Origin of the sequence: Qipengyuania mesophila (assembly GCF_019711655.1) — a bacterium.
In the GTDB taxonomy this organism is placed as follows: Bacteria; Pseudomonadota; Alphaproteobacteria; order Sphingomonadales; family Sphingomonadaceae; genus Qipengyuania; species Qipengyuania mesophila.
Genome location: NZ_JAIGNU010000002.1, coordinates 1 through 26,113, shown reverse-complemented (window position 1 = coordinate 26,113; position 26,113 = coordinate 1). Strand labels below are relative to the sequence as shown.

25 protein-coding genes, 1 tRNA gene, 1 other RNA gene and 1 pseudogene are annotated in these 26,113 nt (G+C 62.0%); 24 read left to right on the top strand and 4 right to left on the bottom strand.

All coding sequences use genetic code 11. The annotated features are described in order from the left end of the window. Positions 1-96 precede the first annotated feature (96 nt). The 4 genes from K3181_RS09745 (at position 97) to K3181_RS09730 (ending at position 3,384) form a co-directional block, all read left to right on the top strand. Positions 97-816: an SIMPL domain-containing protein gene (locus K3181_RS09745; RefSeq protein ID WP_221602928.1), complete on the top strand. Its 720-nt coding sequence runs from the start codon at positions 97-99 to the stop codon at positions 814-816. A 67-nt stretch (positions 817-883) separates the two neighbouring features. After that, complete coding sequence (locus K3181_RS09740; protein ID WP_221602927.1) at positions 884-1,189, top strand: PepSY domain-containing protein; 306 nt, start codon at positions 884-886, stop codon at positions 1,187-1,189. An 88-nt stretch (positions 1,190-1,277) separates the two neighbouring features. After that, entirely contained in the window at positions 1,278-1,955 is a 678-nt protein-coding gene (locus tag K3181_RS09735; RefSeq protein WP_221602926.1) for a response regulator transcription factor, read from the top strand. After that, positions 1,912-3,384 (top strand): sensor histidine kinase, encoded by a 1,473-nt coding sequence (locus K3181_RS09730; RefSeq protein WP_425594546.1) that lies wholly within the window; start codon positions 1,912-1,914, stop codon positions 3,382-3,384. The genes K3181_RS09735 and K3181_RS09730 overlap by 44 nt, the downstream gene beginning before the upstream one ends. 7 nt (positions 3,385-3,391) lie before the next feature. Here the strand turns inward: K3181_RS09730 and K3181_RS09725 are convergent, their stop codons facing one another. Then, positions 3,392-3,688, bottom strand: a complete 297-nt coding sequence (locus K3181_RS09725; protein ID WP_221602925.1) for a chorismate mutase — start codon at positions 3,686-3,688, stop codon at positions 3,392-3,394. Between the two features lie 65 nt (positions 3,689-3,753). Here K3181_RS09725 and K3181_RS09720 point away from each other — a divergent pair, with 65 nt between their 5' ends. The 8 genes from K3181_RS09720 to K3181_RS09685 all read left to right on the top strand — a co-directional run bounded on the left by K3181_RS09720 (position 3,754) and on the right by K3181_RS09685 (position 13,292). Further along, the gene (locus K3181_RS09720; protein ID WP_221602924.1) at positions 3,754-4,770 is read left to right on the top strand and encodes a polyprenyl synthetase family protein; all 1,017 of its coding nucleotides are present in this window, start codon (positions 3,754-3,756) and stop codon (positions 4,768-4,770) included. A 20-nt stretch (positions 4,771-4,790) separates the two neighbouring features. Beyond that, positions 4,791-7,217 carry an ATP-dependent helicase HrpB gene (gene hrpB, locus K3181_RS09715; RefSeq protein ID WP_221602923.1) on the top strand — a complete coding sequence of 809 codons (2,427 nt, stop codon included), beginning with the start codon at positions 4,791-4,793 and terminating at the stop codon, positions 7,215-7,217. 16 nt (positions 7,218-7,233) lie between these two features. After that, positions 7,234-7,512 carry an ETC complex I subunit gene (locus tag K3181_RS09710; protein WP_221602922.1) on the top strand — a complete coding sequence of 93 codons (279 nt, stop codon included), beginning with the start codon at positions 7,234-7,236 and terminating at the stop codon, positions 7,510-7,512. Between the two features lie 34 nt (positions 7,513-7,546). Then, positions 7,547-7,641: signal recognition particle sRNA small type (gene ffs, locus K3181_RS09705), an RNA gene on the top strand. Between the two features lie 61 nt (positions 7,642-7,702). Continuing rightward, positions 7,703-9,517 (top strand): DNA polymerase III subunit gamma/tau, encoded by a 1,815-nt coding sequence (locus K3181_RS09700; RefSeq protein WP_221602921.1) that lies wholly within the window; start codon positions 7,703-7,705, stop codon positions 9,515-9,517. Next, complete coding sequence (locus K3181_RS09695) at positions 9,514-9,849, top strand: YbaB/EbfC family nucleoid-associated protein (RefSeq protein ID WP_247715063.1); 336 nt, start codon at positions 9,514-9,516, stop codon at positions 9,847-9,849. Before K3181_RS09700 ends, K3181_RS09695 begins: the two co-directional genes overlap by 4 nt. A 529-nt stretch (positions 9,850-10,378) precedes the next feature. Further along, on the top strand, positions 10,379-12,766 hold the full coding sequence (gene lon / locus K3181_RS09690) for an endopeptidase La (protein ID WP_221602920.1): 2,388 nt from the start codon (positions 10,379-10,381) through the stop codon (positions 12,764-12,766). 253 nt (positions 12,767-13,019) lie between these two features. Beyond that, on the top strand, positions 13,020-13,292 hold the full coding sequence (locus K3181_RS09685) for an HU family DNA-binding protein (RefSeq protein WP_067469728.1): 273 nt from the start codon (positions 13,020-13,022) through the stop codon (positions 13,290-13,292). Positions 13,293-13,393: 101 nt separating this feature from the next. On the opposite strand, the gene K3181_RS09680 is transcribed toward K3181_RS09685, so the two are convergent. Next, positions 13,394-14,251: a hypothetical protein gene (locus tag K3181_RS09680; protein WP_221602919.1), complete on the bottom strand. Its 858-nt coding sequence runs from the start codon at positions 14,249-14,251 to the stop codon at positions 13,394-13,396. A gap of 22 nt (positions 14,252-14,273) precedes the next feature. Next, positions 14,274-15,062: a 23S rRNA (guanosine(2251)-2'-O)-methyltransferase RlmB gene (rlmB, locus tag K3181_RS09675; protein WP_221602918.1), complete on the bottom strand. Its 789-nt coding sequence runs from the start codon at positions 15,060-15,062 to the stop codon at positions 14,274-14,276. Between the two features lie 142 nt (positions 15,063-15,204). Between rlmB and K3181_RS09670 the strand changes: the two genes are divergently transcribed. From K3181_RS09670 to K3181_RS09655, 4 genes are all read left to right on the top strand, one after another. Then, positions 15,205-15,290 (top strand) — tRNA-Tyr (locus K3181_RS09670). A 190-nt stretch (positions 15,291-15,480) separates the two neighbouring features. Next, positions 15,481-17,199, top strand: coding sequence for a DUF6538 domain-containing protein (locus tag K3181_RS09665; protein WP_345725482.1), 1,719 nt, complete (start codon positions 15,481-15,483; stop codon positions 17,197-17,199). Continuing rightward, the gene (locus K3181_RS09660; RefSeq protein WP_221602916.1) at positions 17,199-18,314 is read left to right on the top strand and encodes a hypothetical protein; all 1,116 of its coding nucleotides are present in this window, start codon (positions 17,199-17,201) and stop codon (positions 18,312-18,314) included. The genes K3181_RS09665 and K3181_RS09660 overlap by 1 nt, the downstream gene beginning before the upstream one ends. Before the next feature lie 76 nt (positions 18,315-18,390). Further along, on the top strand, positions 18,391-19,041 hold the full coding sequence (locus K3181_RS09655) for a recombinase family protein (protein WP_221602915.1): 651 nt from the start codon (positions 18,391-18,393) through the stop codon (positions 19,039-19,041). 88 nt (positions 19,042-19,129) lie between these two features. Here K3181_RS09655 and K3181_RS09650 read toward each other — a convergent pair whose 3' ends face one another. After that, positions 19,130-19,465, bottom strand: a complete 336-nt coding sequence (locus K3181_RS09650; protein WP_221602914.1) for a helix-turn-helix domain-containing protein — start codon at positions 19,463-19,465, stop codon at positions 19,130-19,132. Between the two features lie 133 nt (positions 19,466-19,598). Here K3181_RS09650 and K3181_RS09645 point away from each other — a divergent pair, with 133 nt between their 5' ends. The 8 genes and pseudogenes from K3181_RS09645 to K3181_RS09610 all read left to right on the top strand — a co-directional run. Beyond that, positions 19,599-20,411 carry a hypothetical protein gene (locus K3181_RS09645; protein ID WP_221602913.1) on the top strand — a complete coding sequence of 271 codons (813 nt, stop codon included), beginning with the start codon at positions 19,599-19,601 and terminating at the stop codon, positions 20,409-20,411. A gap of 75 nt (positions 20,412-20,486) precedes the next feature. Then, the gene (locus tag K3181_RS09640; RefSeq protein WP_221602912.1) at positions 20,487-21,668 is read left to right on the top strand and encodes a hypothetical protein; all 1,182 of its coding nucleotides are present in this window, start codon (positions 20,487-20,489) and stop codon (positions 21,666-21,668) included. Positions 21,669-22,043: 375 nt separating this feature from the next. Further along, entirely contained in the window at positions 22,044-22,661 is a 618-nt protein-coding gene (locus K3181_RS09635) for a cytochrome b/b6 domain-containing protein (protein ID WP_221602911.1), read from the top strand. 51 nt (positions 22,662-22,712) lie between these two features. Next, entirely contained in the window at positions 22,713-23,201 is a 489-nt protein-coding gene (locus K3181_RS09630) for a helix-turn-helix transcriptional regulator (RefSeq protein WP_221602910.1), read from the top strand. Continuing rightward, entirely contained in the window at positions 23,198-23,890 is a 693-nt protein-coding gene (locus tag K3181_RS09625; RefSeq protein ID WP_221602909.1) for a VIT1/CCC1 transporter family protein, read from the top strand. Before K3181_RS09630 ends, K3181_RS09625 begins: the two co-directional genes overlap by 4 nt. A 365-nt stretch (positions 23,891-24,255) precedes the next feature. Next, positions 24,256-24,432, top strand: a complete 177-nt coding sequence (locus tag K3181_RS09620; protein WP_221602908.1) for a DUF465 domain-containing protein — start codon at positions 24,256-24,258, stop codon at positions 24,430-24,432. 59 nt (positions 24,433-24,491) lie between these two features. Beyond that, positions 24,492-25,502 carry a TerC family protein gene (locus K3181_RS09615; RefSeq protein ID WP_221602907.1) on the top strand — a complete coding sequence of 337 codons (1,011 nt, stop codon included), beginning with the start codon at positions 24,492-24,494 and terminating at the stop codon, positions 25,500-25,502. Between the two features lie 420 nt (positions 25,503-25,922). After that, positions 25,923-26,113: pseudogene (locus tag K3181_RS09610) on the top strand (CDP-alcohol phosphatidyltransferase family protein); the annotation flags it as partial.

Genomic DNA, 26,113 nt, shown 5'->3' with positions numbered 1-26,113 from the left:
CCACCGGCTTCGCGCTAGGAAAGCGGGAACGGAACCATTCAGCAAGCCGTAAAGCTGGCAAGGCGATAGTCCGTTCGACCAATGAGGAGCAAGCCCATGATCCGTTTCGCAATTCCCGCGCTCGCCGCAGGTATCATCGCCACTAGTGCACAGGCCGCCGAAGTGCAGATCGTCAGCCAGGGGCCGGTGGTCGAGCTGTCGGTGAGCGAAACGGTCGATGCCAAGCCCGACATCGTCGAGATCGGCGCGGGCGTCTCCAGCCAGGCCTATACGGCGGTCGAGGCGATGCGGATCAATGCGCGCGAAATGACTGCGGTGATCGAGCGGCTCAAGGCGCTCGGTATCGACAAGGACGATATCCAGACCACCGGGATCAACCTTGGCGCGCAGTACGACTATGACCAGTCCGAACAACGTCAGGTGTTCCGCGGCTATCAGGCATCCAACCGGGTCAGCGTAACGCTGCGCGAGGTCAAGCGGGCCGGCGAAGTGCTCGACGCGCTGGTTGCCGCCGGGGCGACCGATCTCAGTGGTCCGCGCTTCTCGCTCGACGACGACACGCAGGCCCGGGCGCAGGCGCGCAAGGCGGCCTTCGCCAAGGCCCGCACGCAGGCCGAGGAATATGCGCGCTGGTCGGGCTATACCGGGGTGCGACTGCTCGAAATCAGCGAATCGATCATGACCAATCGGCCGATCGCCTATGCGGAATCCGACATGCGCCAGGCGATCAAGGTTGCGGCCGCCCCGACGCCTGTCGAGCCGGGTCTCGTCGGGACGATGGTCTCGCTCACCGTCAAATATGAAATGACCCGCTAGGCTGAATGGTGCCTCCCTGCCACATTCACACCTTGTTCAATGCCCTCCACCTAGGCAGGAAGGCACAATGACGCGCATTTTCGCCTCTTTTCTCGCCCTCGGGCTGGTCGCCGGGCCTCTGGTTTCCGCGCCTGCCGATGCGCAACGCCGCTCGGAACAGGGCGAGGCGCGGCGCGAGATGAATGCAGGCAATATCCTGCAGTTGCGCGATATCGAGGCGCGCATCCTGCCGACCATGCGCGGCGCGGAATATCTCGGTCCGGCCTATGATTCGACGGCGATGGCGTACCGGCTCAAGTTCATCAAGGACGGCCGCGTGATGTATGTCGATGTCGATGCGCGCACGGGCAAGGTCCTGCGCCGGAGCCGCTGAAATCGCATCCCTGGTGAAACGCCGTTCAGGTTGACGCGTTCATCTACATGAACGAAACGCGACAAACACCAATCAAGGACGGATATTCATGAGGATCCTGATCGTCGAGGATGAGCCCACGCTGGGCCAGCAACTCAAGTCGACGCTCGAACAGAACGGCTATGCGGTGGACCTTTCCACCGATGGCGAGGACGGCCATTTTCTCGGCAGCTCCGAGGATTACGATGCCGTCATCCTCGACCTCGGCCTGCCCGAAATAGACGGGCTCACCGTGCTCGGCATGTGGCGCCGCGAGGGCCGCAAGTTCCCTGTGCTCGTGCTCACGGCGCGTGACAGTTGGAGCGACAAGGTCGCCGGGCTCGATGCGGGCGCGGACGATTATCTCGCCAAGCCCTTCCAGACCGAAGAGCTGATCGCGCGCCTGCGCGCGCTGATTCGTCGTGCGTCGGGCAACACCTCGTCCGAACTGACCGCGGGCGACGTCCGCCTGGACACGCGCTCGGGCCGCGTCACGCTCAAGGGCGAGCCGGTCAAGCTGACCGCGCAGGAATACAAGCTGCTGAGCTACCTCATGCACCACAAGGGCAAGGTGGTCAGCCGTACCGAACTGATCGAACACATCTACGATCAGGATTTCGACCGCGATTCGAACACGATCGAGGTCTTCGTCACCCGCATCCGCAAGAAGCTGGGCGCGGAAGTGATCACGACGATCCGTGGACTTGGATACAGCCTCGACGATCCCGCCGACCAGCCGCGCGCCTGAGGCAGAGTCCGGCGAGACGGCGGCGGTCGGGGGAATCCCGCCCGCCGGCGCGCCCGTGGAAGATCCGGTGACCGTGGTCGCGCCGCGCGCGCGGCGGAGCCTCGCGCGGCGCATGATGGCGATCGCCGCGCTGTGGATCGGCGTGCTGCTCCTCGGCGGCGGCTTCGCGCTCGACCGCACGCTCGTCCGCCTGGTCGAGAACAATTTCGATGAGCAACTCGAATACGTCCAGACCGCGCTGATCACCTCGGCCGAGATCGACAATTTCGGCGATGTGCAGCTCTATCGCTCGCTCGGCGACCAGCGCTTTCTCGAGCCCAACAGCGGCGTTTACTGGCAGATCAGCGGCAAGGGGCACGATCCCTTTCCCAGCCGCAGCCTGTGGGACCGCAGCCTGACGATCGAAGGCGATCACATCGACAACGCGCCGCATTTTTACGATTCCTACCAGTTCGAAGGCGAACCGCTGCGCATCGTCGAGCGCACCGTCATCCTGCCCGACAGCGATACCCGCTGGACCTTCGCGGTCGCGTCTGCGCGTGGCGAGCTCGACTACCAGATTAGCCGCATCCGATCGATCCTGGTGTGGAGCTTCGCTGCGCTCGGGCTCGGCCTGATGACACTGGCGATGCTGCAGAGCTGGTACGGCCTGTCGCCGCTGCGCCGCGTGCGCAATGCGATTCAGGCGATGCGCAACGAGGGCACCAACCGCATCACCGAGCCGCTGCCGCTCGAAGTCGAACCGCTGGTCGAGGAAATCAACGCCTTGCTGGCGCATACCGAACAGCAGGCCGAGGAAGCGCGCACGCATGCCGGCAACCTCGCGCATGCGCTCAAGACACCGCTGACCGTCCTGACCAATGCGGCGACCGCGCATGATCCAAAGCTCGCCGACCTGGTGTTCCGCGAGACGCGCACCATGCAGCGCCATGTCGAGCACCATCTCGCTCGTGCTCGGGCAGTGGGCCGGCGCGCCAGCGGGCATGCGCGTGCCGAGGTCTGGCCAAGTGCGGAAAGCGTGCTGCGCGCGGTCACGCGGATTTACGAGAACACGCGCTTCGATCTCGACGGCAATCGCGATGCGGTGGTTTCGATCGAGCGGCAGGACCTCGACGAAATCCTCGGCAACCTGATCGAGAATGCCGCCAAATATGGCGGTGGCAGCGTCTTCGTGACCATCGATGCCGAGCGGGAGAGCGATGCCTGCATCATCTGGGTCGAGGACGACGGGGCCGGCATTCCTCCTGCCGAGCGCACGCGCATCTTCGACCGCGGTGCACGGCTCGATACGGGCAAACCCGGGACAGGGCTCGGTCTCGCCATCGTCCGCGATGTGGTCGCGATATATGGCGGTTCGGTCGAACTAGACACGAGCGAGGATCTGGGTGGCCTGCTCGTACGGCTGACGCTGCCGCGCGCAGCCGGCTAGGGCGCGATTAGAGGCCCGCCGCCTGCTCGTGGTGGCGGATGACCTCGTCGATGATGAAGCGCAGGAACTTCTCGCTGAACTCGGGGTCGAGCTCGCTTTCCTCCGCCAGCCGGCGGAGCCGCGCGATCTGTTCCTGTTCGCGTGCCGGATCGGCCGGGGGCAGGGTAACCCTTGCCTTGTAGGCACCCACCGCCTGGGTGATCCGGAACCTTTCCGCCAGCATGTGGATCAGCGCTGCATCGATATTGTCGATGCTCTTGCGGAAGCCGGCGAGGACGGGATCGGGCTGGGGCGTTTCGGTCATGCGATCACGCTAACAAGAAATCCCGTCTTGCCAAGAAAGCTTGGGCAGACCATGGCCAAGCCGAAATGTCCGCCGACGTAATTCCCCTGAAACGCGCCGAACCCGAAGGCTCGATCGAACCCATGCTGGCGCTGACCGCGCCGGGCATGAACCAGGTCAACCAGGTCATTCTTGACCGGATGCAGAGCGAAGTGCCGCTGATCCCGGCGCTGGCGGGGCATCTGATCTCGGGCGGCGGCAAACGGCTGCGGCCGATGTTGACGCTCGCCGGGGCCGAACTGGTCGGGTATTCGGGCACGCGCCATCACAAGCTCGCCGCCGCGGTCGAGTTCATTCATACCGCGACGCTGCTCCACGACGATGTCGTCGATGGCAGCGATTTGCGGCGCGGCAAGGCGGCGGCCAACATCATCTACGGCAATCCGGCGACCGTCCTCGTGGGCGATTTCCTCTTCAGCCGCAGCTTCGAGCTGATGACCGAGGACGGCAGCCTCAAGGTGCTCAAGATCCTCTCGGGCGCGAGCGCGATCATCGCCGAGGGCGAGGTCGACCAGCTCACCGCGCAGCGCAAGATCGACACCAGCGAGCAGCGCTACCTCCACATCATCCGCGCCAAGACCGCTGCGCTGTTCGCCGCCGCGAGCCGGATCGCTGCGGTGGTCGCCGAATGCAGCGAAGCGCAGGAACAGGCGCTCGACGAATACGGCCGCAATCTCGGCGTGGCCTTCCAGCTGGTCGACGACGCGCTCGATTACGATTCGAACGCCGCCGCCATGGGCAAGGACCGCGGCGACGACTTTCGCGAAGGCAAGATGACGCTGCCGGTGATCCTCGCCTATGCCCGCGGGAGCGAGGAGGAGCGCGAGTTCTGGAAGGCCGCGATCGGCGGATTCCGGACCGAGGACGAAGACCTCGAACACGCGATCGCGCTGATCGACCGCCACCAGGCGGTGGCCGATACCAAGCTGCGCGCGCGTCATTTCGCCCAGCGCGCGATCGACGCGCTGTCGATTTTCCCCGACAGCAAGGCGCGCCAGGCGATGACGCAGGCCGCGCTCTTCGCGGTAGCGCGCGGGTACTGATCCGTCCTAGGGCCGCTATCGTGCCCGACCTGCCGATCCATTCCGTCCTCCCTGAATTGCTCGGAGCCTTGCGCGCGCATTCCGGTGCGGTGCTGGTCGCGCCGCCTGGGGCCGGCAAGACGACGGCCGTGGCACCGGCCTTGCTCGACGAGCAGTGGTGTTCCGGCACGATCATCCTCACCTCGCCGCGCCGGGTCGCGGCCCGCGCGGCGGCCGAGCGTATGGCGGAGATGCTCGGCGAAAAGCCCGGCGAGACGATCGGCTACCTCACGCGCCTCGACAGCAAGCGCTCGGCGAAGACCCGGGTGCTGGTGGTGACCGAGGCGATCTTCGTGAACACGATCCTCGCCGATCCCGAACTCGAAGGCGTGTCGGCCGTGCTCTTCGACGAGGCGCACGAACGGCATCTCGACAGCGATCTCGGCCTCGCGCTGGCGCTCGAAAGCCGCAGCGTGCTGCGCGAGGACCTGCGCGTGCTGGTGATGTCGGCGACGATCGACGGGTCGCGCTTCGCGAGCCTGCTGGGCGAGGACACGCCGGTAATCGAAAGCGAGGGCCGGGCGCATCCCCTGCGCATCGAGTGGCTCGGCTCTTCGCCGCAACTGGCGGTCGAGGATGCGATGGCGCAGGCGATCGTCACGGCCTGGCGCGCGGAAGAGGGCGATGTTCTCGCCTTCCTGCCGGGCGTGCGCGAGATCGAGCGGGTACGCGAACGGCTCGAGACTCGCCTGCCCGCCGCACTGCTTTTCCCGCTGCACGGGCAGGTCGATCCGGCGGGCCAGCGGGCTGCGATCCGGCGCGATCCCGAGGGACGGCGCAGGATAGTACTGGCGACGGCTATCGCGGAAACCTCGCTCACGCTCGATGGCGTGTCGGTCGTCGTCGACGCCGGCCTCTCGCGCCGTGCCGAATTCGACCGCGCGGCGGGGACGACGCATCTCGTAACCCATCGCGCCAGCCAGGCGGCGGCGGCGCAGCGCGCCGGGCGCGCGGCGCGGCAGGGGCCCGGTGTCGCCTACCGTTTGTGGGAAGAGGCAGGACATGGTGGGCGACCTCCCTACGATCCACCCGAGATGCTCACCTCCGACCTCGCGCCTTTGGTGCTTGCGCTGGCGCAATGGGGCAGCGGCGATCCGTCGGAACTGGCATGGCTCGATCCGCCGCCGAATGCATCGGTGAGCGCGGCGCGGCAGACGCTTCTCGCTCTCGGCGCGCTCGACGCGGAGGGGCGGATTACCCAGCGGGGACAGAAGCTTGCGCAGCTCCCGCTCGATCCACAGGGCGCGGCTACCGTGCTGTTCGGCGCGGAGCATGGAATGGAAGTCGAGGCAGCCCGGATCGCGCTCCTGCTCCAGGAAAGGGGGCTGGGCGGCCGCTGCGAGGATCTGGAAGCCCGGCTCTCGCGCTGGAACACGGACCGGGGCGCACGCGCCGAAGCGAGCCGCAAGCTGGCCGCTCGCTGGGCGAAACGGGCTGCACAATTGGTGCAACCCTCGCCCGGAAAGGACGTGCCCAAGGCCGGTATCCTCCTCGCCGCAGGACGCCCCGAATTCATCGCCAGGCGCCGCGATGCCAGCGGCGAAAACTGGGTGACCGCAGGGGGCAGGGGCTTCATGCTCGACCCGGCGTCGCCGCTGGCGCGGGCGGAGTTCCTCGTCGTCGGCGATGCGCAGGGGCAGGCGAAGGGCGCGCGAATCACCTCGGCGATCGCGCTCGAGGAGAGCGATCTCGAGCGCTGGCTCCCCGAGCGGATCGAACGCCGCCACGTGCTGCGCTGGACCGGCGAGCGGGTCGAGGCACTCGTCGAGCGGAGGCTCGGCGCGATCACGCTGGCGCGGGGTCCCGATCCGTCGCCCGATGCCGCGGCGATTGTGGACATGCTTGTGGAAAAGGCTCTGGAAAACCCGGCAAAACTCCTTCCGGCAGAACTGCTTGCGCGGGCGAGCTTCGCCGGGGTCGAGGGTTTGACAAGCGAAGGGCTAGCCGAGAATGCATCGCACTGGCTTGCCCCGCTGCTCCAGGGGCGACGCGATCTCGCCGTTCCCAAGGGCAAGCTCGTCGATGCGCTGCTCGGCCAGCTCGACTGGGACAGCCGCCAGAAGCTCGATCGGGTGGCGCCGCGCGAATTCACCTCGCCAGCGGGCACGACCCACCGGATCGACTACACCGGCGACGATGCGCCGAGCGTGGAAGTGCGCGTGCAGGCGCTGTTCGGGCTCGAACGGCATCCCATGGTCGGTCAAACCCCGCTGCTGCTCAAGCTGACCAGTCCCGCCGGTCGCCCGATCCAAGCGACGCGCGACCTGCCCGGCTTCTGGCGCGGCAGCTGGGCCGATGTCCGCAAGGAGATGAAGGGGCGCTATCCAAAGCATCGCTGGCCCGAGGAACCCTGGGCCGAAGCGCCGAGTTTGAAGACCAAGAACGCCTTTTCAAAATCCGGAGGCTGAATTACAGGGCTCGCCCATGACCGCGAGAATCTACCAGCGACCCAAGAACGCCATGCAGTCGGGCAAGGCCCGTACCGACGAATGGGTGCTCGAGTTCGAGCAGTCCGAAGCGCGTCATGCCGACCCGCTGATGGGCTGGACCGGCAGCGGCGACACGCAGGCGCAGGTGCAGCTGACCTTCCCGAGCAAGGACGAGGCGAAAGCCTATGCCGAGAAATACGGTATCGTTGCGCGCGTCCATGCGACGCCGCCCAAGGCGCTCAAGCTGCAGGCCTACGCCGACAATTTTCGGTAATTGATTTTTATCGCTCCCGTCGCCATATGGCGCCTCGGGAGTCGGTCGGACGTTAGCGTTCGCTCACCGGGTCAGGTCCGGAAGGAAGCAGCCCAGGTGGATTGCGGCGGGTCGGCCGGCTCCTTTTTCACCCACATTTCGTGACCGCGACGGCATGACTTTTGCCGCGCCAGTGCCTACCTAGTCGGGCATGGGTGATTCACCGGACAACACAGAAGGCCTCCCGTGGCAGAGCGAGGTCGAAGAGCCCGACGCGCCGAGCGCTGCGGAGCTCGAACAGGCCGGGCAGGAATCGATGTTCGGCGCACCGCCGACACCTGCGCCCACACCGGCACCAGCGCCGGAAACTGCTCCGGCACCGGCGAAGCCCGATCCTGCGCAACCCTATCGCGTGCTCGCGCGCAAGTATCGTCCCCAGACTTTCGCCGAACTGATCGGACAGGAGGCAATGGTCCGCACCCTGGCTAATGCCATAGCGCGCGACCGGCTGGCGCATGCCTTCCTGATGACCGGCGTGCGCGGGGTGGGCAAGACCTCGACCGCGCGCCTCATCGCCAAGGCGCTGAACTGCATCGGTCCCGACGGGCAGGGCGGTCCGACGATCAGCCCTTGCGGCGAATGCGAGCCCTGCCGCGCGATCGCCGAAGGCCGCCATATCGACGTGATCGAGATGGACGCCGCGTCGCACACCGGTGTCGACGACGTGCGCGAGATCATCGAGGCGGTGCGCTATGCCGCCGTCAGCGCGCGCTACAAGATCTACATCATCGACGAAGTCCACATGCTTTCGCGCAACGCGTTCAACGCGCTGCTCAAGACGCTGGAGGAACCGCCGGCGCATGTGAAATTCCTCTTCGCGACGACCGAGGTCGAGAAGCTCCCCGTCACCGTGCTCAGCCGCACGCAGCGCTTCGACCTGCGCCGTATCCCGGTTGAACTGCTCGAAGCGCATTTCGCCGAGATCTGCCGCAAGGAAGGTGTCGAGGCGGATGCCGAGGCCTTGCATATCGTCGCCGTTGCGGCCGAAGGTTCGGTCCGCGACGGCCTGTCGATCCTCGACCAGGCGATCGCCCATGCCGATCTCGATACCGAGGGCAGGGTGACCGCCGCGCGCGTACGCGACATGCTCGGTCTCGCCGACAAGGGCGCGCAGCGGCGGCTGTTCGGTCATATCCTCGAAGGCGAGGGCAAGGCGCTGCTCGAGGCAGTCGACGAGCAATATGCACTTGGCGTCGAACCGCTGGCGCTGATGCGCGCGCAGATGGATCTCGCGCACCGCATCACGGTTGCGCAGGTTTCCGGCGGCGAACCGGCAGGCGCCAGCCCAGACGAGCGCGAGCAACTCGCCGACTGGGCCTCGCGGCTTCCCGCGGGACAGCTCCATCGCCTCTGGCAGTTGCTGCTCAAGGGGCACGAGGAGGTGCGGCTCGCACCCGATCCGCTGGTGGCCCTCCGCATGGCGCTGCTGCGCACGCTTCATGCAGGGCAGATGCCCGATCCGGGCAAGCTGGCGAAGAAGATCGAGGCGCTGGCCGAGGCAGGGCCGGTCGCCCCTGCGGCCAATGCGCCCACCGGCACGCCCGGGCCAGCTCCGGCAACCGCTGCTGCCCCGGTCGACTGGCAAGAACTGGTCGAGGCCATCGATGCCTCGGGGCTGATGCAGGAGGCGAGCATCATGCGGCTGCAGGTGCGCGTGGTCGAACTGGCCGACGGCACCCTGCGCTATGGACGCGATGCCAAGTTCACCGACGACATCGCGCCAGTCCTGCGCGAGGCGCTGCACCGGCATACCGGAAAGCGCTGGACCGTCGAGGAGGTCGCCGGCGGGGCGGGGAGCCCCTCGCTCGTCGAGGTGATCGAAGCCGAGCGCGAAGCTGCGGCTGCGGCAACGCGAGCCCACCCGCTGGTGAAAGCGGCCTTCGAGGCCTTTCCCGAAGCCGAACTGATTGACGATGGCGGCGTATCCCCCACGCGCCGCGAGATACCCTGGAGTAGAAAAGCATGAACATGGAAGAAATGCTCGCGCAGGCCCAGAAGGCCGCCGAAACGATCCAGAAGCAGATGAGCGATGCCCAGGCCAAGCTCGACGAAATCGAGGTCGAGGGAACGGCCGGTGGCGGCCTCGTCAAGGTTCGCGCGACGGCACGCGGGCGCATCATCGGCGTCACCATCGACGAAAGCCTGATGAAACCCGAAGAAAAACAGATCGTCGAGGATCTCGTGACCGCCGCCTTCAACGATGCGCGCGACCGGGCCGATCGCAAGTCGGCCGAGGAAATGGCCAATATTCAGCAGAGCGCGGGCCTGCCGCCGGGCTTCAAGCTGCCCGGCCTGTAATCGGCAGCCTGCGTCGTCGACGCACCAGTCAGGGCGCGATGATGGTGTGCCCGCCCTCCGTCCAAACCGGGCGCGTTGCAGGCAGCTCGCGCGGTGCGCGGCGATCTCGCCTTGTTCGCAAATCGGTCGGCTACAGCCGGAGACCTATGCGCTGTGAGGGTGCGCCTTGCGTTCTTCGAGGAGGTCCCGGTCGTTGTCGAACGGTCGCCATCCCTCCCGGTCGTCACGGATCAAGGGTATGTTGCATCGATCGCATGTGGTGCGAAAATCCACGGCGTCGTGCCATACGCGGCGCCGATTGACTCGATGGCCGGTCACCTTGCAGATGACGGAATTCAGCATCGATTTACTCCCGTAAGGAAACCAAATTTCCTCAGCCCTCTGCTTTGCACATATATCACAAATTAACCATGTTGGCATTGTAATACTGCGTCATCCACATGGAGTTTGGCGCGCGGCGTTGCGCCTCGGGTCGGGTGTCACCATATTCCCTGCGAACGGCCGCTGACGGCCCCGAACGGAATTGCTGATGACCCACACCTACCCCCTCCTCCCCCTGCGCGATATCGTGGTCTTTCCCGGCATGGTCGTGCCGCTGTTCGTCGGACGCGACAAATCGGTTGCGGCGCTCGAAGCAGCGATGGAAGGCAGCAAGGACATCTTCCTGCTGGCGCAGCTCGATCCCGGTTGCGACGATCCGGTGCGTGACGATCTCTACGATGTCGGCGTGATCGCGCAGGTGCTCCAGCTGCTCAAGCTCCCCGATGGCACCGTGCGCGTGCTGGTTCAGGGCAGCGACCGCGCGACGCTCGAAAATCTGACCCCGTCCGGCGCGCATGTCGAAGCCGGCGTGTCGATCATCGACACCGTGACCTCTTCGGGTAGCGAAGTGGTTGCCATGATGCGCCAGGTGGTCGAGCAGTTCGGTGAATATGCCAAGCTCAACAAGAAGCTCGGCGAAGAGGCGGTCGAGCAGCTGGGCGATATCGACGATGCCGGCGAACTGGCCGATGCAATCGCCGCTGCCGTGAACGCCAAGGTGTCCGACAAGCAGGCGCTGCTGGTGGAGAAAGATCCGCTCAAGCGCCTCGAAATGGTCATGTCCTTCATGGAAGGCGAACTGTCGGTGCTGCAGGTCGAGCGTCGGATCCGCGGCCGTGTGAAGCGGCAGATGGAGAAGACCCAGCGCGAATATTACCTCAACGAGCAGTTGAAGGCGATCCAGAACGAGCTCGGCGGCGACGAGGATGGCAGCAACGAGATTGCCGAGCTGACCGAGAAGATCGGCAAGACCAAGCTGTCGAAGGAAGCGCGCGAGAAGGCCGAGGCCGAGCTCAAGAAGCTCAGGAGCATGCAGCCTATGAGCGCCGAGGCGACCGTCATCCGCAACTATCTCGACGTGCTGCTCGGCCTGCCATGGGGCAAGAAGAGCAAGGTCAAGAAGGACATCGGCAAGGCGCAGGAAGTGCTCGATGCCGATCACTACGGCCTCGAGAAGGTCAAGGACCGGATCATCGAATATCTCGCCGTGCAGGCGCGCACGCGCAAGCTGAAGGGGCCGATCCTCTGCCTCGTCGGCCCGCCGGGCGTCGGCAAGACCTCGCTGGGCAAGAGCATCGCCAAGGCGACCGGGCGCGAGTTCGTGCGCCAGTCGCTCGGCGGCGTGCGCGACGAGGCCGAGATTCGCGGCCACCGCCGTACCTATATCGGTTCGCTCCCGGGCAAGATCGTCACCAACCTCAAGAAGGCCGGCAAGATCAACCCGCTGTTCCTGCTCGACGAGATCGACAAGCTCGGCCAGGACTTCCGCGGCGATCCCGCTTCGGCGCTGCTCGAGGTGCTCGACCCTGAACAGAACTCGAAGTTCCAGGATCATTACCTCGAACTGGACCTCGACCTGTCGGACATCATGTTCGTCACCACGGCGAACAGCCTCAACCTGCCGCAGCCGCTGCTGGATCGCATGGAGATCATCCGGCTCGAAGGCTATACCGAGGACGAGAAGGTCGAAATCGCGACGCGGCACTTGCTGCCGAAGCAGGTCGAAGAGCATGGCCTGAAGAAGGGCGAGTTCGAGCTGACCGAGGACGCATTGCGCGACCTTATCCGCTATTACACGCGCGAGGCGGGCGTCCGTACGCTCGAGCGCGAACTGGCGCGGCTGGCGCGCAAAAGCCTGCGCAAGATCCTCGAGAAACAGGCCGAGAGCGTCACGATCACGCCTGAGAACCTCAGCGAGTTCGCCGGGGTGCGTAAGTTCAAGCACGGCATGAGCGAGGACGAGCCGCAGGTCGGGGCCGTCACCGGTCTCGCCTGGACCGAAGTCGGCGGCGAACTGCTCAGCATCGAAAGCGTGACCACGCCGGGCAAGGGCGAGATCAAGACCACCGGCAAGCTGGGCGAAGTGATGAACGAAAGCGTCGCCGCGGCCTTCAGCTTCGTCAAGGCGCGCGCCCCGCACTACGGCATCCGGCCGAGCCTGTTCCAGCGCCGCAACATCCATATCCATTTGCCCGAAGGAGCGGTGCCCAAGGACGGCCCGAGCGCGGGCGTGGGCATGGTCACCTCGATCGTCTCGACGCTGAGCGGCATCCCGGTGCGGCCCGACGTCGCGATGACGGGCGAGGTCACACTGCGCGGTCGCGTGCTGGCGATCGGTGGTCTCAAGGAGAAATTGCTCGCCGCGCTGAGGGGCGGGATCAAGAAGGTCCTGATCCCCGAAGAGAACGTGAAGGACCTCGCCGAAATCCCGGACAATGTGAAGGAGGGGCTCGAAATCGTGCCCGTCGCGCATGTCGACGAGGTTCTCGCGCAGGCGCTCTGCAGCGTGCCCGAGGCGATCGAGTGGACCGAGGCGGACGATCTCGCGAGCCAGCCTGATCACCCGCACCAGCCGGCCTCGCAAACCGCGCATTAGCAAAAGATATGCTGCGCCGCAGCGACTCGGACGGGCCCCGACACTCGAGCGGGGCCCGGCCCGTCGCCGTGCGCGGCCTCGTCACAGGGTGAATGGACGCTTCACCCTGAATTTCACCGCGCATGCCCCAAAATCCGCCGAATTTCGCCGAATTTGCCTTTGACACCGCTTCCAAAAAACTCTCAATTCGTGCGCCTTAACCGAGGCGATTCAGCCAATACCATCAGACGATAAGAACTAGGGGGTTTCCATAATGAACAAGAACGACCTGATCAGCGCAGTCGCCGATTCCAGCGGCCTTTCCAAGAGCGATGCCTCGAGCGCCGTCGAAGGCGTGTTCGACGCCATCACCAAGGCCCTATCGAGCGGTGACGAAGTGCGCCTGGTCGGCTTCGGCACGTTCTCCGTCGCCAAGCGCAAGGCCTCGACCGGCCGCAACCCGCGCACCGGCGAGCCGATGACCATCAAGGCATCGAACCAGCCCAAGTTCAAGGCCGGCAAGGGCCTCAAGGACTCGGTCAACTAATCCGGTTTCCCACCGCCGCGCCGCCGCGCCTCGCGGTGCGATCCAGGGACTGAACGACGCCGCGCTTTCCATACCGGGAAGCGCGGCGTTTTCGTGTCGTCTCAGTCGAAGGCGATGAGCGCCGTGGGCGCCTGTTCGGTGCGCGGCGTGATCGACCAGCTCAGGATCTGGCCCTTGGCATGGCGCTGCGGACCTTCGTCGGTGTTGTTGGCCAGGATCCGGCCGTCGGTGACGATGGTGAAGTCGCCATCGGCAATCACGATCCGCGGCGGCGACTCGCCCTCCGCATGTTCCTCGTCCGACATTCCTGCAAGTCCGGCCATGCCGCCCATCATGCCCTGCATCGGATTGCCGCCGCCCTGCGCCGCGAAGCCCGGCGCATCGATGCGGACCTGCCCCTCGTCGCGCAGGATCACGCTGACGAAGCTGTTCGCCATGGCCATCTTCTCGATCGTCGGAAAGACGAAGTCGTGCGTCAGCTGGCCCGAGATCGAGAAATCGACGTCGAACAGACCGTCACCCTTGTACTCGACCGTCTTCCAGCCGCGCTGGCGCTGCAATTTCTCGGCAAGCTCCCGGGCCGCCTCGGGATTGGAGGGATCGATCCCGCCGAGGAAGGCCTTCATCTGTTGGGCCTCCTGCGCCTTCTTGGCGCGGCGGGTTTCGGCCTCCGCCTCCCACTCGCGCTTCTGTTCGGCCTCTTCGTCGGGGGTGCAGTCGCGGGGATCGAAATCCTCGTCCCAGCATTCGGCTTCGAAGGTCTCGTCGACCTTGCTGCCCATCTCGGCCAGCTTGCTCAGCGCGAGCATCTGGATTTCGCCGTCATAGGCGAAGGCGAAGCTGCCGTCCTTCATCAGCTCGAGCTGGCTGGTGAACTGGCCCGGCGAGAGCAGGCACCCCGACAGCATCAGCGCGCTCGCGCCCGCCAGCGCCGCCGCGCGAAACTTCATGGCAATCATGTTTCCCTCCCCATTGGTGTGTCTAGCGTGTCGCCACCGCATAAAGTGCGATCGCGCCAGCGTTCGAGACATTCAGGCTCTCGATCTGGTCGCCGATCGGCAGCTTGGCCAGCGCGTCGCAATGCGATTCGATATTATGCCGCATCCCTTCGCCCTCGGCACCGAGCACGAGGGCGACCGGCCCTTCGGGAAGCGCCTCGGCGAGAGTCGTTTCGGCGCCGCCGGTAAGGCCGATTCGCCAATAGCCTGCTTCGGCGATCTGCTCGAGCGCGCGAGCGAGATTGACCACGCGCACCCAGGGCAGGACCTCCAGCGCACCCGAGGCGGCCTTGCCGATGACGCCGCCCTCGGGCGGGGCATGGCGGTCCTGCGTGACGAGCGCCGCGGCGCCGAAGGCCGCGGCCGAGCGCATGATCGCACCCACATTGTGCGGATCGGTGACCTGGTCGAGCACGACGATCGGTCGCGCCGGATCGGCGTCGAGCACTTCGTCTAGGTGGATGTCCTCGAGCGGGGCGCATTCGAGCACGAGGCCCTGGTGCGGGGCATCCTTGGCGACGAGCCGAGCGAGATCCTGCACGTCGGCATATTCGAGCGGGAAATCCTGCGGCAATTCGCCGTCGAGCGATTCGACGCCTTCGCGCGTCGCCCACAGCTTGCGATGCACGCGATCGGGGTTCTTGAGCGCCGCCTCGACCGCGTGGCGGCCCCACAGCCGCACCTGCCCGGTGCCGGCGCGGCCGCTGCCCCGTCCGCCCTTCATCCGGCCTGCCCGTCCCCTGAGTGCGCGCTTGCGTTCGCCTTTTGCCATCGAATTCGTCCTGTCAGAAACTTTGGTTGCGGCCTGTGCCAGCGAGGGCATTGACAGGCAAGGCTCGCTTCGCCAAAGGGGCGCCTCTCGGCACGGGATCGGCTTTGCGATCCCTCGATTTCCTAAGCGAAATGGCCCGTGTGGACAGGTGGCCGAGTGGTTAAAGGCAGCAGACTGTAAATCTGCCCGCGCAAGCGTACGCTGGTTCGAATCCAGCCCTGTCCACCACCGCCCTTAAGAAACCCCGGAACTCTGGGCTTTCCCAAAGGGGCTGGCGCTGGCTACCCGTTTTTTGCTACACAGCTTGCTACACAAACCACCGGGAATACGATTCTCCGACCCGGTCCCGTGCTGCCGAGGGAACAATATCGGCGGGGACGGTCCGAACTAGGTGGGACCGGCACCGGGGTGCGCCGCAATGAGCGGAAGCCGTGCTCCTCACCTCACAAGACGGAATGGTGTTTACCACCTGCGCATGCGGGTGCCTGACCGACTGCGGTCCCGCATCGGCAGGCAAGAGGTCTGCAAATCCTTGCAGACCTACTCGCCGTCGCTGGCGCGGCGACTGGCCGCCTCCGTCTCAGCCAAGGTGCAGGAGACATTTGCAGTGATTGACGAACTTACGAACGTATCGCCCGGTGAAGCCCGCGAGCTAATTCACGCCTGTTTTGCCGAAGTTCGTAGGGAGGTTGACCTACGACCTCCCTACGTCCTCAAGACGGACTGTCCTGAAATGGAGATTGAGGAGCAGGCCATCTATGCCCAGGAAGAGATTACCCGGCTCGCCGACGAACTCGAACACCGTGCCTACTCCATCGGAACGATAAGAGCGGCGGAAGAGGCGTTGGCGCTGCGCGGCACGGACATGAAATCAATGGCACCAGTGGCACGCCTCCGGCTGTTGGACGGCTTCACCAGGCTGCTGATCGAGAAGCAGCGCTTGGAACTGGCTCGGCTGAACGATCCTTTGGCTGACTATCAGCCGCTCGATCCGTTGTTCAGCGAGTCTGTTTCAGGTCAAAAAACTCCTACGCAGCAAATTGAGGAGTTCGGACCGTCTGTTGAGGCCTGCATTGCTGAGTACCTCGCGTGTAAGAAGCCCATATGGGCCGAAAAAACCGTTGTCGCGCGATCAAAGCAGTTGGGATACCTCAAGGACTTCCTCGGTCCAAATATGCCAATTTCTTCAGTCTCAGCAGCCGACATTCGAGCCTATCGAAACGCATTAACGATGCTTCGATCCAATCGTGGTCGAGCAAGACAGATGACGTTCAAGGAGCGATTGACGGAAAACACGGGCAGCCAAATCTCGAACAAGTCAGCGTCCATCATTTTCGAGCCGGCCAAAGCGTTCTTCCGATGGGCCAAAGAGGAAGAGGGCATTCTCGCCGAGAACCCCGCAGCAGATGTCAGGTGGCAGCCAACGACAGTCAACAAGTCTGGCTTCAAACGCCGACCGTTCAACGCAGAAGAACTCGCAGTGCTATTTGGTTCCCCATTGTTTACCGGATCGAAGTCACAGTATCGCCGGCTTCAGCCGGGCGACACGGTCATTCAAGACGCGAGATACTGGATACCCATCATAGGGTTCTACACCGGCATGAGGCTCGGAGAGATCGTCCAGCTACACATTTCCGACGCCGTCCTCGAGGCGGACGTCCCGCATTTCGATCTGAACGAGAACTCCGGATCAGGCGATCCGAAGCACATCAAAACGGCCGCTGGCATCCGGAAGGTGCCGATTCATCCGGATGTGTTATCGCTAGGCTTTGCCGCCTTCGTCGAGAAGCGCCGAAAATGGGACAAGCCTTGCAAGCGCATTTTCTCGGAGATCACGCTTGGCGCTGATGGACAAGCCTCCACTCAGTTCTCAAAGTTCTTCGCAAGGTTGATGGACCACGTGGGACTGACCGACCCTAAGCTCACATTTCACAGCTTTCGGCATGGCGCTGAAGATGCATTCAGGAACGCAAATCTCCAGCAATATACGATCGACAGCATCATGGGTCACAGTGATGGGAAGGTAAGCTCTGAATATGGGGAAGGGCCAAGCCTTTCCTTGAAGGCCCAAGCCGTTGAAACAATGAAACTGCCAGTGTCGCTGGTCCCGCTTCTCAAGTACGAGGGAGGTCAGTGATGCCGGTGCAATTGAACCAGCCGGGCCAACTGCCATCGTTCCCTCTAACAAGCCCATTAGAAGAGGTGAAAAAGCATTTGGGTGAAGATTGGATTGCGAGCCTAGGTAACTACGGGAACAGGCAGATCGTAGTGACTGTGCCGTTCCCTGATACGATCCGTTTGACTGGAGACCTTCTGGACGAAGATTTTGATGTTCCAGATCATTCGGGCAAATCGGTGTTCGCCGTATATCAAGAGATCGATCTGGCACTCTTGCAGTTCGTCGCGTCGTTCCCAGCCGATCCTTCGAACGGTGTCGAAGCCAAAAAGCAGACCAAATATGAGCTCAATGTTCTTCTAAAGGATGACGAAAAGCATCTGGGATGGGCGGCGCTGAAGCGAAGGAAGGGCAAAGACTTCGGCATATGGTCTTTCACTCTGCAATTTAGCCCGTTCAAGGTCGGTAGCGAGTGCCTGCCGATCCTGATTGACCGGTTGGAATATGCGTTCTGCATGATCGACGTGGTGAAATTAATTTCACGCTTGCCAGTGAGCCGATGTGACCTTGCGATTGATATGTATGGGCTCAGGCCGTTTGACCTTGTTTTGAGCATGAATCATGCCGGAAAATGGTGTGCTTGGGAGAACAAGAACCACTGCGAAACGCTCTATCTCTATGCCCCGAAGACCCATCCGAAAGAAAAACCTAAACACGGCTCCTACAAGGCGCATGGGCGACTTCTGGCACGAATTTACGATCGATCCGCGCACGCAAAATGGCATAAGCTTTCCGAGCCGGCCGGCGGTATTCCGGTGACGCGCTTTGAAGTACCGCGAACATGGAAATCTTACCGACCAAGTCTGGCTACACTCAACAATGTTAGAAACATGCTGGCAGGACTTGGTGCGGGCTTTGCTTGGCCGGAGGGTCTCGGGACCAACGAACGCTGGAAGCGAATTCATCGGGCAAGGTTCCCGGATCGAGGAAAATGGAGTGAGCTAGGCTTCCCAATCGCTGAGGGAATCAAGCTAAACCAACTCTACGACGATTTCCCTCAAGATTTGATCTCAATCGGCTCCTGGTCACGCTGGAACGATGGCTTGTTGTTGACTGGGATCGCCAAACCAACCTGAAATCGATTTCACTGGACTGCGGAACGTCATTGCATAGCGTTTAACACACAAACCAACCTATAAATGTCTGTGTTAAATGGAAAAGTTCGTCTCATACCTCCGTGTATCCACCAGCCGCCAGGGTATTTCCGGTTTAGGTCTCGATGCTCAACGACAAACCGTGGCATCGTACCTGGCCGGAAATTCTGGAGACCTGGTGGAAGAGTTCATGGAAGTCGAGTCCGGGGCGAAAAGCAGGCGCCCGATCCTTGAGGCGGCATTAGATGCCTGCCGGCAGAACAAGGCAACTCTCGTGATCGCTAAGCTCGATCGTCTTGCACGGAACGTCGCCTTCATCTCGCAGCTAATGGAAACACGGGTGGAGTTTGTCGCTTGCGACGCACCCTATGCAAACCGACTGATGCTTCACATCATGTCGGCCTTCGCAGAGCATGAACGAGAGCAAATCTCAGTGAGGACAAAAGTCGCGCTCGCGGCAGCAAAGGCGAGGGGTGTTAGGCTTGGTCCTCATGGTAAAATTCTTGCTGAACAGAACAGGAGGGCTGCGATTGGATTTGCCGAGGGCCTACGAAGCCAGTTTGAAGAGCTATTCTTGGATGGAAATCGGACCCTCACGTCAGTAGCTGATGAATTAAATCGGCGAGGTCTCTCGACCAGACAGGGTCACAGCTGGACTGCAACACAGGTTTCTCGAACGAGAGGATACCTTGGGCTCAAAAGAGACTGAAACAAGGTTTGGTGGGTTGTGAGGAAGCTGCATCAGAACCCCGCATTTCCGGGCTTGCGCACACTTCTGAGATGGCACTGTCGCCGAGTCATCTTTTTGGTGTCAGAATTGCTTCCATAATACCTATGAGCCAACGCAGGTCGGTCGCAGATAGTTTTGCCAAACGAGACCTAAGTACGGCCAATTCTGGATAATCGCTATCAGCGAAGCCGATTGTGTCATCGAACAGAGCTGCCGCGCTAACTCCTAGAGCATCAGCGATTTTTTCGATGGTTTTGAAGCTCGCGCCGGTGCCTCCTGCTTCAACCCGAGCAATCATATCCTCGCTAAGATCGCAACTCTCGGCCAGCGCGGCCTGGGTGAGACCACGTCGGCGGCGATGTGCTGCAACGAGATTCCCGAACTGAACTTGCAGCTTCGCCATGCCGTACTCCTGTGAGCGGCATAGGTTCGGCGAGCAGATTCAGGCAGGGAATGACATTACTAGTTGCTGCCATTCCGTAATAACATTGCCAGAAAAGCGATATTCGCTACGCTTCGATGCAAAGGAGCGCATTATGGAAAGGTTGAAGCAATACGTCGCATCAGGCGGAGCGATTGAGACCTCCGCACAGCCCAAGAAGCGATCCAATCTAAGGTTTGTTTGGATCGGCATTTTTTCAGTGATTTCGCTCTCTCTAGTTGGGTATTGGTTGACTTCGCCGAGTGATGATCCCGTTCGGGGTCCGTCTAACCCCTCGATTGAGGGCGAAGGACAGACAGACCCAGACCAGGAGCGATTGGCATCCAGCGCTTATGAGATCATCATGAGTGCTACTCCGATCTCTGATACTCAGATTCAATTCATCGTTTCTACGAATGCGCCCTTGCCCATTGAGATTATGGCCGACGTAACATTAGCGGGCCAACTAGATCATGAGACTTGGATCGGCGAACAGAGAAAGGTGACGCTCGATGAGCAATCGACCTCCTTCGTCCTCGACACAACGTTAAACGGCAAAAGTCTCCCTACCGGTGAATATGAAGCCGAGGTGTCATATTACGCTCGCTGGGGGGCGGCGAGAAATCCAAGGGCCTCTAACGTGCCCGATATGTCTGCAACTCAGAGCATCACTTTGGGAGGTTCCGGCGAGACTGCAGAACACGCTAAGGCCCAGGCTCGTATGCAGCGCTGGGTCTTAGGCGAGATGGATTTGAATAGGGTTTGGTCCGATGCTGAACTTCAAGCTCGGCTCGGTCGGTTTGAAAGCTATGATAGCCCGAATGCCGTAAGGAGCGTGATTTACTATTTCCCCGACGCTGACGTTTCGCTCTTTATCGACCCTACACGCGGTAAAATTCTTACTTACGAACTAGGTCGCGCTCTTTAGCCGGATAACATTCGATTTTCCTATCGAGCGGGGTAAACAGAACTAACCTTCTCTTTGTAAAACAAGGAGATGCGTATGTTTGATATTTGGGAATCGCTTGTCGCTCTGCGCCAGCCGTGCTTAATGAGGGCACCGTCAGATGCGGCAATCGGAGGGGACCGCGTTGTCAGCTCCTCAATGTTTAGATCGGTCGATGAGCTTCTGTGGGAGGACATTGAACGTGCCACATTAGAAAGCGGACTTCCTCCAATTCGGGCCGAGGTCCTGTACACCGGCGACAAGTGGCTCACCACAAGCGCGCTCCAAAAATGCATCCGTCGCGGCCACGTTGACTTGGCTGAACGATATGCGCGAAGCGGCGTCCAAATCGATGCGGATCACACCTTCCGCAGGCTCGCCATCATAGCTCTTGAGGATGTGGGCCTTGGTGATTTGAAATTAATTGCAGCAACCTTGGCTGTTCTCGGGGACAAGCGCCGCAGGCAACGCCTAGGTGAGGAGCGACTTGCGGTTTATCTGGCTACGCAGATGAGTGGGGCTGTAAAGAGTCGGCTGGCTTGTGAAATGCTTAGCCTCGTCGAGTACGATCCCAATTCTAAGACGCTTGCTAAACCGCTCTACGACCTCGACGAAGAGTCACTTTGCGGGATCGTGCGAACGAATGAGTTTGGCTCCTCAAAGCAGCTTATCTCTCTCTGGCTACTGCATGGGACAGGCAGATTACGGAGTCGAAAATTACGAGCTATTGCGGGCGCGGGCCAGGGGGGACTTCTAAGGCTTCTCACAATGCAGGGAGCCCCTTTGATCTTTCATTACATCGTTAGGATGGGGCTGAGCCGATGCCGAGATAGTCTCGCCATTCCTTACGTCCTGCTGGGGAGATATGCTGATGCCAATCCGCTATCGCCGACGATTGCCGAAAGAATTCCAAAACCGGAGATGATTGGTCCTTACCCGTCTTTTGCGTACGATATGCACACCCGGTCCGGCAGGTTCGCTCTCCAGCAAGCTGAGGCCAGTTGGAAAGCGCAGCTCTCCGCGGCAGGAATTCGGAGCTGCGGCAATTTAATTTTTGCTCTCGAAGGAGGGTGTCTCGACCGACGGTTAAGTGGCGCGTGCTCTGAGGCAATACGAGAAAAGGCAATCGGTTTGGAGATCTTTGGGCGAGAGGTTTCAATCGCAGACCATTGTCTCGCTAACGTTGTCCAAATCTCTAACATCAATAAATTTCGACGCCGAGCCGCTGTCAGCGCCTGACAGAGGATCATACTGCCCTATCGCCACCAAACACACCAGAGGTACAAAAACACCGACTAGCGGCATTCCAGGAGAGCGGCACGTCCGCAATGCGCCCCCTTTTCAGACATTCGGGATCTTCCAGAGAATGCCCGATAGCGGACCGGCAGCTTTGGTCCGAACAATGGGTACCTCCAATGTCTGTCGTCATACGCTGGACTTCGTTGCGCGAACACAGTGCATAAGCACCCGCTTATCTTGGTGCTCGTAAGCGCCGGGCCGATTCCGCCGCGCCCGTCGCCGCGCCATCTGGCGCTTGCCCGCGGCTAGTCCGGAGACTTTCCCCGATCCCTCACCCGGCCGGTCGCGGGCATTACAGCCAAGGAGACCGCTGCCATGACCGCGCCAAGCAAGACAAAAAACTGGGATCCGGTGGTCAAGCTGACCCACTGGACGATCGTTTTGGCCATCCTGACGAACGCCCTGTTCACCGAGGAGGGCAGCTCGGTCCACGTATGGGTCGGCTATGCCCTGGCCGCGATTCTGGCGCTGCGCCTGTTGTGGGGCCTGATCGGCCCGACCGAGGCACGTTTCTCCGCCTTTCCGCCCAACCCCGCCCGTGCCCTGCACCATATCGGTGAAATCCGCCGCGGCGAGAAGCGCGAGCACGCCAGCCACAACCCGCTTGGGTCGCTAATGGTCTATGCCATCTGGTCGTGCCTGGGCGTAATCGTTGCCAGTGGAATCGTGATGACCGGCTTCCCCCCGCAGGGCGAGAGCCGCGAGGAAGGCCACCCAGCCGCCTGTGGCGACGCCGAATATGGCGAGGACGCCGAGGAAGACGGCGAAGGCCACGAGGAAGGCGGCCATGAAGAGGAGGGGTGGGAAGAAGTACACGAAGTAGCGGTCAACCTGCTCTACCTGCTGATCGTGCTGCACATCGCCGGCGTGGCCTTCGAGACCCGGCGCAGCGGCCGGCACGTTGTGCTGGCGATGCTGCCCCGCCGCCGGTAAACCAGCTGCATGCAGGGGCGGGCACGAAAACTAGAACACCGGGCCACGGCGATGACCTTCGTCGTGGTCCTCCAGGCGCTTGCCGCGGCCTTCTTCTTGGCCGACCTGGCGGGGGACATGGCCAGCGAGCCGGCCGATGGTCACCTTATCGTGGAAAGCGTAGCTGCGCTTACCCTGATCGTTTCGGTGGTGCTGGGCGCGATCCAGATCCGCCATCTGATTGCCAGCGCGCGGACCGATGAGGCTTCCGTGGCGGTGGCTCGCGGCGCGCTGGGCCAGCTGGTCCAACTTCGTTTCGCCCAGTGGCTCCTGACCCCGGCCGAGACTGACGTTGCATTGTTTGCCCTCAAGGGCTGCGACGTGGCCGAAATTGCCGCCATGCGCGGCGCAGCGACGGGCACAGTGCGGGCGCAACTGGCACGCATCTATGCCAAGGCGGGGGTCACCTCGCACACCGCTCTGCTGGCGCTGTTCGTGGACGAACTGATCGATACCTCATTTCTACGACCGAAGGGGACAGAGGAGGAAGACACCGCATGAGGCCGCATACCGAACAACACCTTGTTTCCCGCATCGGCTGGCTGCGCGCCGCCGTGCTAGGGGCGAACGACGGGATTGTGTCCACCGCCAGTCTGATCCTGGGCGTGGCAGCATCGGGGGCGGACCGGCCGGCGATTCTTGTGGCGGGCGTGGCCGGGCTGGTGGCCGGCGCAATGTCGATGGCGGCGGGCGAGTACGTCTCGGTCAGTTCGCAGTCGGATACCGAACAGTCGGATATAGCCCGGGAAAAGGCCGAACTGTCCAGCGCAGCGGAGGTCGAATTAGCCGAGCTAGCCGGCATCTATGAAAAGCGCGGCGTCGATGCTGAAACGGCACGCAAGGTGGCCCAGCAGATGACGACTTTTGACGCGCTGGGTAGCCATGTGCGCGACGAGTTGCACATCACTGCAATCACCGAGGCGCGCCCAGTGCTGGCCGCCGTCACATCCGCCGGCTCCTTCACCGCCGGGGCCGCGCTGCCGCTAGCGCTGGTGGCTTTCCTGCCGATGAAGTTGGTGGTGCCGGGGCAGGCGGTCGGTTCGATCCTGTTCCTTGCCTTGCTGGGGGCGGTGGGGGCCAAGGCCGGGGGGACAAAGCCGCTGCGCCCAGTGGCCCGCGTAGTCTTCTGGGGCGCGCTGGCAATGGGTCTCACGGCCCTGATTGGGAGCCTGGTGGGGACGAGTGTCTAAACGCTGGGGAACGCTCAAATGGGTTCTTCAGCTAAATGACGGTTTTCTGCACCAATTGGCTGAAAGAGGACCGACCTCAACCGGTCCCAATGTCGACACCTCAACTAGGCCAAGTTTCGCGTGCACAGCTCCCCAAACGGCTGGAAATTTTTTTGAGAGGGGCACTGTTGAATCTCATCTCAGCACACCTAGCTCTTGTACGCGGACCGGGCCCCTCTGGCGTGCCGCATCAGCTTTGAGGCTGCTGCAGCGCGTGATGTCGGACCGCATCGGATGATGCCGATGTGGCCCGGGTTGCTTCCCCCCTCCCAAGCCCCTCGGCTCATCCGATCGAACCCCATTGTTCGATTAGGGAGATGAGACCGATGTCCGAACACGTGTTCCGCTTGATGGAGCGCCATCAGAAACTCGACCGCCTTCTGGAGGACGCCCGCCGACAACGGTGGGTCGACCCGCTGGAAATTCTCAAGCTTAAAAAGCTCAAACTAGCGATCAAGGATCGCATCGTGGCAACGCTGCGCCGGCGCGCAAGCGAGGCTTGATGCTGACGGGGCGGCGGCGATCGGTGTTGCCGCCCCACTGACCCGTTGGGAGCGACGCAATGGAATTCCTCACCTTCGATTTTCTGGGCACTCCAGCCTGGTTTTGGTTCGTCTTTGCTGCCCTCGTCGCGGGCCTGACGGCATTTGATCTTGGCATCCTCCACAACGAGGACCGCGAGATGGGTATTGGCGAAAGCCTGAAGCTGACAGTTTTCTACATCGCCGTCGCCTTGGCGTTTGGTGCCTGGATATGGACGGAGCGCGGCCCCGAACTGGGTATGCAGTATTTCACTGGCTTCTTCATTGAGAAGGCCCTGTCGATAGACAACGTCTTCGTCATCAGCCTGATCTTCAGCTTCTTCGCCATCCCCGCGAAATACCAGTACCGCGCATTGCTGTGGGGTATACTCGCAGTGATCGTCTTGCGCGGACTGATGATAGCGGGCGGCGCCGCTCTGGTCGATCAGGCCTATTGGGTGCTCTACATCTTTGCCGCTTTCTTAATCTTCACTGGCATCAAGATGTTTTTTGCCGGCGATCATCCCCCCGATATCGCGAATAACCCGGTGGTGCGCTGGATATCGAGCCATATGCGGGTGACGAAAGAGCTGCACGCGCAGCACTTGTTTGTCAAAGTCATCGACGAAAAGACCGGAAAGGTCGTACGTGCCGCGACCCCCCTGTTTCTCGCGCTCGTCGTTATCAACCTCGCTGACCTGGTCTTCGCGGTTGACAGTGTGCCCGCGATATTCGCTATCACGACCGACACCTTTATCGTTTATACCAGCAATATCATGGCGATCCTGGGTTTAAGAGCGCTCTACTTTGCGCTCTCGGCAATGATCCATCGTTTCTATTATCTAAAATACGCGCTTGCAGCGGTGCTGGTGTTTATCGGATCGAAGATCTTTGTCTCCGACTTCCTCCTTGACGGCGGCAAATTTCCGCCGGCGCTAAGCTTGGGAGCTACTACCGCACTGATCGCAGGAGGAGTGCTGTTCTCGCTATGGAAGACGCGTCACGGAGAGGATGCGGCCCCCCAATTACCGCACAACCGATTGAGCCCCTGAGCGGCCATAACTCGTGGCCCACGCCGGATCGGCTTGCCGGGCAAAAATTTGGCCTCACCCTTGAGGTGAGGCCAAAGGCGAAAGCGAGGTACAAGACCGCGCCCTTCGGGTCGCTATCTCAAAAGCTATCTCATTGACCGCAGATGAATTGTAAATTTTCGCCATCACAGCCTGAATTAAACGGGCAATCTGCACGTTAGCGCCTAGGGGACAGGCCCTGCAGATCACCCGGCACGGCTGCGATCCCGCGCTACGACAGAACCTTTATCCCGTGTTGGCGTTCCTGAAATGCAATGGAGGAGTATGCTCGCCGTCAGCAGAGGCCTGTTGAAGGCGTGAGTCAGTCGCCATTCGATCGGCACACAGCTAAGGGGCCAGCGCCGTCCACCGTCGGCAAGTGTTCTTAATCGTGAGGTAGCAATGCGCGACAAGCCACTCGAGACTCAACCGATCGAGCGGATCCAGGAGAACTTCCTGGCGCGTGAAGAACGCCGCTTACTGACGTGGATCTGTTCCAAATTTCCCGCTTGGGTGTCGCCCGACATGCTCACCTACCTGGGGATGCTTGGGGCGGTTCTAATCTTCTCGGGATACACTCTGAGCAATCTGGG

Bases quoted from the DNA above. Each gene is read 5' to 3' on its own strand.
- K3181_RS09745 (WP_221602928.1), top strand. From the start codon at position 97: ATGATCCGTTTCGCAATTCCCGCGCTCGCCGCAGGTATCATCGCCACT.
- K3181_RS09740 (WP_221602927.1), top strand. From the start codon at position 884: ATGACGCGCATTTTCGCCTCTTTTCTCGCCCTCGGGCTGGTCGCCGGG.
- K3181_RS09735 (WP_221602926.1), top strand. From the start codon at position 1,278: ATGAGGATCCTGATCGTCGAGGATGAGCCCACGCTGGGCCAGCAACTC.
- K3181_RS09725 (WP_221602925.1), bottom strand. From the start codon at position 3,688: ATGACCGAAACGCCCCAGCCCGATCCCGTCCTCGCCGGCTTCCGCAAG.
- K3181_RS09720 (WP_221602924.1), top strand. From the start codon at position 3,754: ATGTCCGCCGACGTAATTCCCCTGAAACGCGCCGAACCCGAAGGCTCG.
- K3181_RS09710 (WP_221602922.1), top strand. From the start codon at position 7,234: ATGACCGCGAGAATCTACCAGCGACCCAAGAACGCCATGCAGTCGGGC.
- K3181_RS09700 (WP_221602921.1), top strand. From the start codon at position 7,703: ATGGGTGATTCACCGGACAACACAGAAGGCCTCCCGTGGCAGAGCGAG.
- K3181_RS09695 (WP_247715063.1), top strand. From the start codon at position 9,514: ATGAACATGGAAGAAATGCTCGCGCAGGCCCAGAAGGCCGCCGAAACG.
- lon (WP_221602920.1), top strand. From the start codon at position 10,379: ATGACCCACACCTACCCCCTCCTCCCCCTGCGCGATATCGTGGTCTTT.
- K3181_RS09685 (WP_067469728.1), top strand. From the start codon at position 13,020: ATGAACAAGAACGACCTGATCAGCGCAGTCGCCGATTCCAGCGGCCTT.
- K3181_RS09680 (WP_221602919.1), bottom strand. From the start codon at position 14,251: ATGATTGCCATGAAGTTTCGCGCGGCGGCGCTGGCGGGCGCGAGCGCG.
- rlmB (WP_221602918.1), bottom strand. From the start codon at position 15,062: ATGGCAAAAGGCGAACGCAAGCGCGCACTCAGGGGACGGGCAGGCCGG.
- K3181_RS09665 (WP_345725482.1), top strand. From the start codon at position 15,481: ATGAGCGGAAGCCGTGCTCCTCACCTCACAAGACGGAATGGTGTTTAC.
- K3181_RS09660 (WP_221602916.1), top strand. From the start codon at position 17,199: ATGCCGGTGCAATTGAACCAGCCGGGCCAACTGCCATCGTTCCCTCTA.
- K3181_RS09655 (WP_221602915.1), top strand. From the start codon at position 18,391: ATGGAAAAGTTCGTCTCATACCTCCGTGTATCCACCAGCCGCCAGGGT.
- K3181_RS09650 (WP_221602914.1), bottom strand. From the start codon at position 19,465: ATGGCGAAGCTGCAAGTTCAGTTCGGGAATCTCGTTGCAGCACATCGC.
- K3181_RS09645 (WP_221602913.1), top strand. From the start codon at position 19,599: ATGGAAAGGTTGAAGCAATACGTCGCATCAGGCGGAGCGATTGAGACC.
- K3181_RS09640 (WP_221602912.1), top strand. From the start codon at position 20,487: ATGTTTGATATTTGGGAATCGCTTGTCGCTCTGCGCCAGCCGTGCTTA.
- K3181_RS09635 (WP_221602911.1), top strand. From the start codon at position 22,044: ATGACCGCGCCAAGCAAGACAAAAAACTGGGATCCGGTGGTCAAGCTG.
- K3181_RS09630 (WP_221602910.1), top strand. From the start codon at position 22,713: ATGACCTTCGTCGTGGTCCTCCAGGCGCTTGCCGCGGCCTTCTTCTTG.
- K3181_RS09625 (WP_221602909.1), top strand. From the start codon at position 23,198: ATGAGGCCGCATACCGAACAACACCTTGTTTCCCGCATCGGCTGGCTG.
- K3181_RS09620 (WP_221602908.1), top strand. From the start codon at position 24,256: ATGTCCGAACACGTGTTCCGCTTGATGGAGCGCCATCAGAAACTCGAC.
- K3181_RS09615 (WP_221602907.1), top strand. From the start codon at position 24,492: ATGGAATTCCTCACCTTCGATTTTCTGGGCACTCCAGCCTGGTTTTGG.